Source organism: Actinosynnema sp. NPDC023658, assembly GCF_040639995.1.
GTDB lineage: Bacteria > Actinomycetota > Actinomycetes > Mycobacteriales > Pseudonocardiaceae > Actinosynnema.
This window is the reverse complement of sequence record NZ_JBFAAX010000285.1, coordinates 1-7,583: the sequence shown is the minus strand read 5'-3', so window position 1 is coordinate 7,583 and position 7,583 is coordinate 1. Positions and strand designations below refer to the sequence as shown.

Sequence of the window (7,583 nt, the reverse complement as noted above, 5' to 3'; positions counted from 1 at the left end):
CGGGGCAGCGGACAGGACGTCAGAGAGCTGAAGTGGCTGTTCGACTGGCACGCCCGGCGGGTCGCGAAGCGTTGGCCGCATCACGACCCGTACGGTCAGCCGGAACCTACCGCTCCGGGCGGCGCCCGCCTGTGGCAGGCCGCCGGTGTGCTGATCACTGTGCTGGGTCTGCTCCTGCTGCTGTTCCCGGCGCAGCGCGTGCAGGCCGTGGCGATCCTGGTAGGCGGTTGGTTCGCGTTGCCCACGTTGGTAGAAGTGGTAGCAGCCGGCCGCGCGGCGCTGCTACCGCGCAAAGAGGCGAACGAACTGTTCGAGGAGGAGAAAGCCGAGTACCGCCGGTGGCGGGAAGAGTTGGCCGACCGGCCGACCGACAGCGACATGGCACGCTGGCTGGCGCTGGACAAGGCACACCTCAAGGCCGAGGCGCTGCGTGCGGGCAACATCGCCGAGCGCGACCTCGTTTCACACGTGGTCATCAACCAGGTCGCGCCCGGCGCTCGGCGTGGACTGGTGTCCCACGGTCCGCCGCGCTACACCGCGTACCTGGTTACCGTCATCCTGCTCACGAGACACGGGATCCGTGCTTCGCGGGTGTACTTGAACTTCAATACTGGCGAGTTCAAGAACGAGAACTGGGATGTCTTCGGGTACGACCGCATCGCGTCCGCGTCGCTGCGCGTCCTGGAAAGGACGGCCAAGAAGGTACCGGGTGAGCCCTCCCGCAAAGTGCGCAACCGCGAGTTCAAGCTCCGACTCCTGAACGGCGCGGAGATCATCAGGATCAACGAGCGTCTCGACCTCGAGGACGATTCGGAAGTGGAGGACGAAACAGAACTGGAGCGGCTCGCCGCAGCAACCTCCGGCATGGACTCAGCCCTTCCGGTCTTGGAGGCCGTTGCCCATCAGGGCCCCGCGTGGATCGACTTGGAACGGGACCGCCGGACCCTCTGGTCGCAGGCCTGGTCAGACTGATGTGCGCACGTTCGGGCAGGGTCGTCTAACTCGTGCCACCTCGCACCGAACGGACGCTCAGGACGCGAACCGAGCCGGAAGGAGTGACGACAATCAGATGACTGGCACCCGAGTTGGTGGGACCGAGCCGGAAGACGCGGTCAAAGATGTCCTGTTGGCGGAGTATGACGCGCTCAAAGCCGAGCAGAAGTCCCGAATCGCGTTGCGCGACCGGCTGACGTATGCCGCGCTCGCCGCGCTCACGGCGATGCTCGCGCTGGTGATCCAACCGGCCGGGCGGCCGCAGTTGCTGCTGCTGTTGCCTCTTGTGTGCATGATCCTCGGGTGGACTTACCTCGCCAACGACCAGAAGATATCGGCGATCGGCAGGTACCTGCGTCGACACCTGGCACCCGCACTGGTAGTGACCGACGGCCGCCTCGCCGGGATGTTCGCGTGGGAGTCCGTCCACCGGCACGGCCCGCTACGGAGGCTCGACAAGTTCGCGCAGTTGGCGGTGGACCTCCTGATGTTCGTTGTCCCGTCGCTGTTGTCGACCGCGCTCTACTGGGCCGCTAGCGATGTTCGTAGCGACCTGCTCGCCGTGTCGATCACCGAGTCGCTGATCACCCTGGCGTTCGCGGTGAGGGTCGTCATCGCCGCCGACCTGTCGACCGGGGAGCAGGAGCGGATGACATCGCCGCTGGCTCAGCCATGACCGCCCCACTGCTCCCGTCGCTACTGCGGGCATGCACGACCGCTACGTCACCAGGCGAAGAACCCAATACCCGGAGTACGGCGTTGAACTTGACCCGCGTTGACCTGGACTGTTCGGAAAGCCGGCGAATGGTCGACCGTCTGCGAGGCGTGCAGGTGATGAACGTTCCGCTGCAGCTTCAGCCGCATCGGGGTTTGCGGGAAGATCCGTCGTTTCGGCAACGTCCGAGCATCGTGGTCGGTAGTCTTTGCGACGAAGGTGTTCGCCTGTCTGTCGACTCAACCTTTGAACAGCGGGTTTCGCGGTAATGAGAAATTCGAACCGCACACTTTCGGCTCGGTAATGGGACAGAGGGGGGCGGATCCTCATCAGGGCTTGCGCCGCGAGGTGGGACTTCGGGGCGGAGCGGGGGCCGGCGCTGCAGGATACCCGGGACGTGCACGAGGTGCGGATGGCGGCAGTGGTGGACGAGGCGCGGACGGGCCGTCGGCGACGGGTGCTGACCCTGGTGGCGGGTTTGCTGCTGGCAGGTACGGCGGTGATCACGACGCAGTTGCACCGGGAGGGCGAACCGGGCGTCGCGGTGCCCGTCGTTCCTCATTCGACGCATCGTGCAGGGGAGTATCGCGAGGGCACTCTAATCGTGGCTAAAGGGGCCGCTTCGGCACCCGAACCGGTGACCATTCGGTACAAGCCGCGCTTCGGTGCACCTGTTCTTTTCATGGAGTGCGCGACCGACGAGGGTTATCCGCTCGGTTATCGAGTGGCTGTCGCGGCCAACGGTGTTCCCGTGTTCGAGACGCCCTGCAACCGTCTGAACCCGGAGATCGCTGACTGGCGCGGCCTGGTCGTCGGCAGGGAAGCGGTGGTCACCGTGGTGGTGTCCTCGGAGGCCCAGGTCGCAGGTGCCGAACCACCGGTTGTGCCGCCGGGCCTGGAGGTGCGGGTGTCGATCGGGGAGCCGGTTCCGGTCGACGAGTACCCGCTGCCGCCGCGCCCTCCGCAGCTCTGGTCGGTCGAGGAGCAAGTGGCGCTGGAGGACGGCGAAGTCCTGCTGCGGTCGGATCCCACCGAACCCAGTCGTGTGCAGCAGGTGACAGCGGTGCTGCCGGAGCACGGCTTGTACCGGTTCGTCACCAACGCCCCGGGCCGGGTGCTGCTCGACTTCGGAGGCGTGGTCCGGACCTCGGGCTCGTGGACCTATAGCGGCTTCGTGTCGGTGCACAAGCTGCCCGTGGGCGGCGGGGAGGTCACGATCACCGTGCGGCCGGAGAACCACCGCGGCGACTGGGCCCTGCTGCTGATGCGATAGGCACCGCGGGATCGCCGTGACCGACTTCTCCGGCCGAACTTGCGGCATGCGCGTTGTGCGGCTTGGGCTTGGGAAGAGTCGTCTCGATGACGATCTCACCGCCGAACGACCGGGCGGTGATGGTTCGGCCGTCGAGGTCGAGGTCGATTCGCATCACCTGGCCGACCTCGTCGGTCGACGCGACGGCTGAGAGCACCTTCCAGCCGGCCTCGGGGACGTCGGTCAGGATCGGTGTGGCGGAGAACTTCTCGGGTGGCCAGAAGTAGTCCGCGAGCGCCACGTCACGTCGGTGGTCGATGACCAGCCTCCAATCGCTCCACACTATGCAGAACAGGGACGACCCGTCCGACAGGTCGACCTGGAGTGCTGCGGATCCACCCTCGTCGTCGACGATCTCCAGGACCGCGCGCGCCCGGGCTCCGGTGATGTGGCGGAGGTCTACCGCCTCAGGAGGGGAATCCACTCACACCTCTCCTCGTCATGTTCAGCCACGACACGGCCGCCGATAGTAGATGCGAGGATCATCCGGTGGCGATTTGGTAGTGGGCCAGGGCTTCCGCAGCTCGGCGTCGTGCCGGTGTGAACGGGTCGGCGGTGGTGCCGGCGGAGTCATGTGGTCCGTCGAGTTTGTGCGCCACCCGGGCCAGGGCTTTCGAGTCGGGCCTCACGTCGATCTGGAAGTGGCCTTCCTTCGGGGCTCGCGCGTAGTCGCCACCCCACCGCACGACGCCCTCGCAGTCGGCCAGGATGTCGCGCACGATCGCGACCTCGTGCGGGAACAGGCCGCCTTTGGCGCCGCTCGGGTACTGGGTGGGGCGGATCGCGACGGCGGTGCCCGAGCGGTGGTTGGACTCGGGTGGCGTCGGACCCGGCTGCTCGGTGTGGCCGACGACCTGTCCCGGTTCCAGCGCGCCGACCTCGTAGTGGAAGCGGCGGATCACGTGCAGCAGCACGGTGGCGGTCTCGCCGGACAGCAGCGTGACCGCGACGTTCGTGCCCTCCACCACGTACGACGCGAGCGCCCCGGACCCCGCGCCGAGGACCGGCCAGCCGTTGGCCGTGGGTGCGCCGGCCGCGTGGGCGGCGGGGACCGCGCCCGTCGACCAGGCGACGGCGAGGCCACCCGCGCCACCCAGGACGGTCAGGAATCGTCGACGGTCCATCGACGGGGACGCACCAGGCAGTTCGGTCACGGCTCAACGCTCCTCGTTGGTCGGGGTCCGGTCGGCGTCTGCCCTTTTCGCCGCGGCGGCGCGGAGGGCGAGCGGCACCGACACCGCGGTGACGATCAGCAGGACGACCACGGCGGTGTTCACGTGCGGCGGGACGAGGTCGAACGACGCGTTGCACTTCTTGCTCAGCGGGATCAGGCTCTCCCGGCCGTACGCCGGGTCCCACGGCTGGTGGTGGACCAGGACGCAGGTCTCCTCGACGTCCGGCGTGTACATCTGCCAGGCGCCCCACACGTACACCGCGAACGCCCCGACCGCCGAGCACACCGCCGCCTCGGCCCACCACCGGACCGGTCGGGAGAACAGGCGACCGACCGTGGTGTGGACGACCACCACCGCGATCACCGACACCACCAGCACCGCGACCGCGTTCCCCATGCCCGCACCGCACCTCCCGCGACGACCGCGTCACGACCGCGTCACGACCTCGACAGGCCGTCGACCGCTTCTGCGTAGCCTTCCAGGAACGGGTCGAGCTTGTCGGCCGGCATCATGTTGGGCAGCAGGCAGTTCCAGCCACCCGTGGTCCGGACCGCTGCCGCGCACAGACCACCGAGCACCTGGTCGGTGCCGTCGCTGATCAGCATGGTGCGGGCGGTCTCGACCGCGGTGGCGGTGCTGCCCCCGTACCGGCGGTCGTGGAAGTCGCGGAACCGGGACACGTGCCCGTTGCCGGTGAGGTGGGCGCGGATCGCCTGGTCGACCCTCGCGCCGTTTTTCACCGCGGTGCCGATGAGGTAGCCGTCCACGTCCTCGACGAGGTCGCTGAAGGAGAACGACGACGACACGTTGATCTTCGCCAGGCGGTCGGCGCAGAACGCGTGGCCCGACGCGTAGGAGTCGCCGTTGGCCCGCCACTCGCCGTAGAACGTGGCCAGGTCACCGCCCCAGCCGCCGAAGTCGCCCCGGCTGACGCGCGTCCCCGCGCCGCTGCCCTTGAGCAGGACGGCGTTGGCCGTGGCGCCGAAGTGGTCGACGTTGACGGTGACGCCGTAGGACGGGTCGGCGTAGCTCTCGACCCTCGCGGGGGCGTGGAGACGGGCGTGGTCGATCCAGGCGCGGTCCACGTCGCCGATCAGCGTCTGCCAACCGCTGTAGAGGTCGACGTACTTGGGGTAGCGCAGGTATTCCAGCACGCGGAGGTTCGCGTCGCCCCCGTAGGCCGCCGCGGTGGCGTACAGCCCGTCGATGTAGTCGAGGTACCGGTCCACCGGCGAGTCGTCGCGGCCGACGTTCTCCCGACCGACGCCCGGGTCGCCGCCCGGCCGGTGCACGACGCGGTCGAGGTCGAAGGAGTCGCTGCCCGCGACGAACCGGAACTCCTTGATCTGGTTGAACGACCAGTTGGCGGGCATGGGGAAGCCCAGGTTCCCGGAGAACCCGTACGACATGCCCGACACGAACGAGAACCTCGCGAACGCCTGGTCGCTGACCCGGGAGCACACGTTGCGGGAGCCGTAGACGCCCGCGATGTACCGCTTGCCGCGGTTGGCGAGCCCGGCCTGCACGCCGTGGAAGTACGGCAGGACCTTCGAGGTGATCTGCTCGTCGGTGGCGTCGTAGTCCACCGCGAAGTAGATGACGGTGCCCGGGTTGAACCCGTAGCCGACCGCGCGGCCGTGGGCCTTCACCGCGTGGTCGTAGCCCTGCGACCAGGTGAAGTCGTCGACGCTGCGCGCGTTGTACTGGGAGATCGGGAACACCCGCATGCCGCCGGTGAAGATGGCGTCCAGCTCGCCGGGCTGGATCTCCTTGTCCAGCGTGCTGGAGGGGTCCTCGTCCAGGTAGCGGCCGACGACCTGGTAACCCGCGGCGCTCAGCGCGCGGGCGCGGTCGACGCTGATGTGGAACCGCGTGTCGCAGGCGCTCGCGGGCCGGTCCGGGTCACCGGTGGACACCAGCAGCTGGGCCCACGTCTGGTAGTCGCCCACGCCGGTGCGGGGCAGCACCGAGAACTGCTGGAACGTCCCGACGTACTGGGCGATCAGGTCGTCCCAGGCCGACTTGAACGACGTGACGGTCCCGTCGACCACGCCGTTGAACACGCAGGCGGCGCTGAACAGCCGGACCCACTGGGCGGGGGAGCCACCGGCCACCGTGTTGGCGCGCAGCCCCGCCTGCGTCCCCGGCCCGAAGTTGCCGGTGGCCTGGTCCTCGGGGATGCCGATCTCGTACTGGATGGCCTTCATCAGGGCCACCTGCACGTCACGGGAGTAGTGGCCGTCGCACGGGATGAGGAAGAACGTCGACTTGCCCAGGTAGGAGGAGTTGAGCCACTGCTGGATGCGGCGGACCTCCTCGTTGCCGCCGGACAGCAGGACGTAGGCGTCCATCGTCAGCAGGGCCTTGAAGATCTTGGGCTGGATGCGACCGTCCCCGTTCAGCCCCGCGTTCATCTTCAGCGCCTGCACGGAGCTGTAGGTGGCGGTGCCGTACTCGCCCGTGGTGGTGTCGCCGCCCCAGTACCCCTTGCAGTACAACGCGTGTTGGGCGATGCGGACGATGTTCTGGTTGGCGTAGCCGTACCCGACGTCGCCCTTCTCCGCCAGCTTGGCCATCGTGGTGGGACCGAAGCTGTCGGACAACGCGGTGATGCCCAGCTCGTGCTGGAGCGCGCGGGTGAGCGAGTACATCGTCGCCCAGCCGGTCCGGCCGTTCTCCTCGCACCTGTTGTACCCCGGCACGGCGCCGTAGGTGGCGTTCACCCACTGCTGTGCTTCGAGGACTTTCGGATCGGCCATGGCCCCCACCCCCTGCAAACCCCCGGAAGGCCGTTGCGGCGACGCGACGCGCGCACGGAAGTCGGCGCGTCGGCACGGGAAGCCTCGTGCTGAGCGCGGACGATCCCCCGGACGTCGGACCCCACCCGACCGGAACAACGCGGCAGTCGCCTGGATCCCCCTCCGGTGCGCGCCGCCTCGTCCTGTCTACCGCCGCACCGCGAGAGGGGTCAATGGGCTATCCGAGGCATCGTCGCGTCTTCCCGGTCGGGAACGCCCGTGGTCACGCGCCTGGGGCGGTGAGCCCGCCGGACGTCCCGTCGATGCGTTCCAGGACGACGGGGGCGGCGCAGTCGTAGTGGGATGCCCGGCGCGGTGTCGACTGGACGCGCGGACCCGCGTCGCCGAACGAGCTCTGCCGCGGGCCACACCGCGATCACCCCGGGCCCGACCGGCCTGGGCTACGGCTTCGTCCCCGACCTCCGACCCGGACGATCACCGCCGACCTCACCCGCGGCTAGGGCTGACCTACGCGAGCGTGGGGATCTCGGGTCGGGCGGTCACCGGGGCGATGGTGGTCAGACCAGCACCGGGTCGTCGGTCCGCAGCACCGTCGTGCGCAGCGGGCGGATCGAGGTGACCGGGCGGTC

The 7,583-nt window shown here is 68.6% G+C and carries 6 protein-coding genes and 1 pseudogene; 3 read left to right on the top strand and 4 right to left on the bottom strand.

Features of this window, described 5'->3' with window-relative positions:
* The 3 genes and pseudogenes from AB0G02_RS23960 to AB0G02_RS23950 all read left to right on the top strand — a co-directional run.
* Positions 1 to 972: pseudogene (locus AB0G02_RS23960) on the top strand (hypothetical protein); the annotation flags it as partial.
* Between the two features lie 97 nt (positions 973 to 1,069).
* Positions 1,070 to 1,669 carry a hypothetical protein gene (locus AB0G02_RS23955; protein WP_360797700.1) on the top strand — a complete coding sequence of 200 codons (600 nt, stop codon included), beginning with the start codon at positions 1,070 to 1,072 and terminating at the stop codon, positions 1,667 to 1,669.
* 451 nt (positions 1,670 to 2,120) lie between these two features.
* On the top strand, positions 2,121 to 2,981 hold the full coding sequence (locus tag AB0G02_RS23950) for a hypothetical protein (RefSeq protein WP_360797699.1): 861 nt from the start codon (positions 2,121 to 2,123) through the stop codon (positions 2,979 to 2,981).
* Here the strand turns inward: AB0G02_RS23950 and AB0G02_RS23945 are convergent.
* The 4 genes from AB0G02_RS23945 to AB0G02_RS23930 form a co-directional block, all read right to left on the bottom strand.
* Entirely contained in the window at positions 2,926 to 3,261 is a 336-nt protein-coding gene (locus AB0G02_RS23945) for a hypothetical protein (RefSeq protein ID WP_360797698.1), read from the bottom strand. The genes AB0G02_RS23950 and AB0G02_RS23945 overlap by 56 nt on opposite strands.
* A gap of 241 nt (positions 3,262 to 3,502) precedes the next feature.
* Positions 3,503 to 4,174 carry a hypothetical protein gene (locus AB0G02_RS23940; RefSeq protein WP_360797697.1) on the bottom strand — a complete coding sequence of 224 codons (672 nt, stop codon included), beginning with the start codon at positions 4,172 to 4,174 and terminating at the stop codon, positions 3,503 to 3,505.
* A 3-nt stretch (positions 4,175 to 4,177) separates the two neighbouring features.
* Positions 4,178 to 4,591 (bottom strand): hypothetical protein, encoded by a 414-nt coding sequence (locus AB0G02_RS23935; protein ID WP_360797696.1) that lies wholly within the window; start codon positions 4,589 to 4,591, stop codon positions 4,178 to 4,180.
* 41 nt (positions 4,592 to 4,632) lie between these two features.
* A complete protein-coding gene (locus AB0G02_RS23930; protein WP_360797695.1) occupies positions 4,633 to 6,954 on the bottom strand; it encodes a glycoside hydrolase domain-containing protein in 2,322 nt (773 codons plus the stop codon).
* Positions 6,955 to 7,583 lie beyond the last annotated feature (629 nt).

Excerpts from the sequence above, each read along its gene's own strand:
- AB0G02_RS23950 (WP_360797699.1), top strand. The coding sequence starts at position 2,121 with ATGGCGGCAGTGGTGGACGAGGCGCGGACGGGCCGTCGGCGACGGGTG.
- AB0G02_RS23955 (WP_360797700.1), top strand. The coding sequence starts at position 1,070 with ATGACTGGCACCCGAGTTGGTGGGACCGAGCCGGAAGACGCGGTCAAA.
- AB0G02_RS23930 (WP_360797695.1), bottom strand. The coding sequence starts at position 6,954 with ATGGCCGATCCGAAAGTCCTCGAAGCACAGCAGTGGGTGAACGCCACC.
- AB0G02_RS23935 (WP_360797696.1), bottom strand. The coding sequence starts at position 4,591 with ATGGGGAACGCGGTCGCGGTGCTGGTGGTGTCGGTGATCGCGGTGGTG.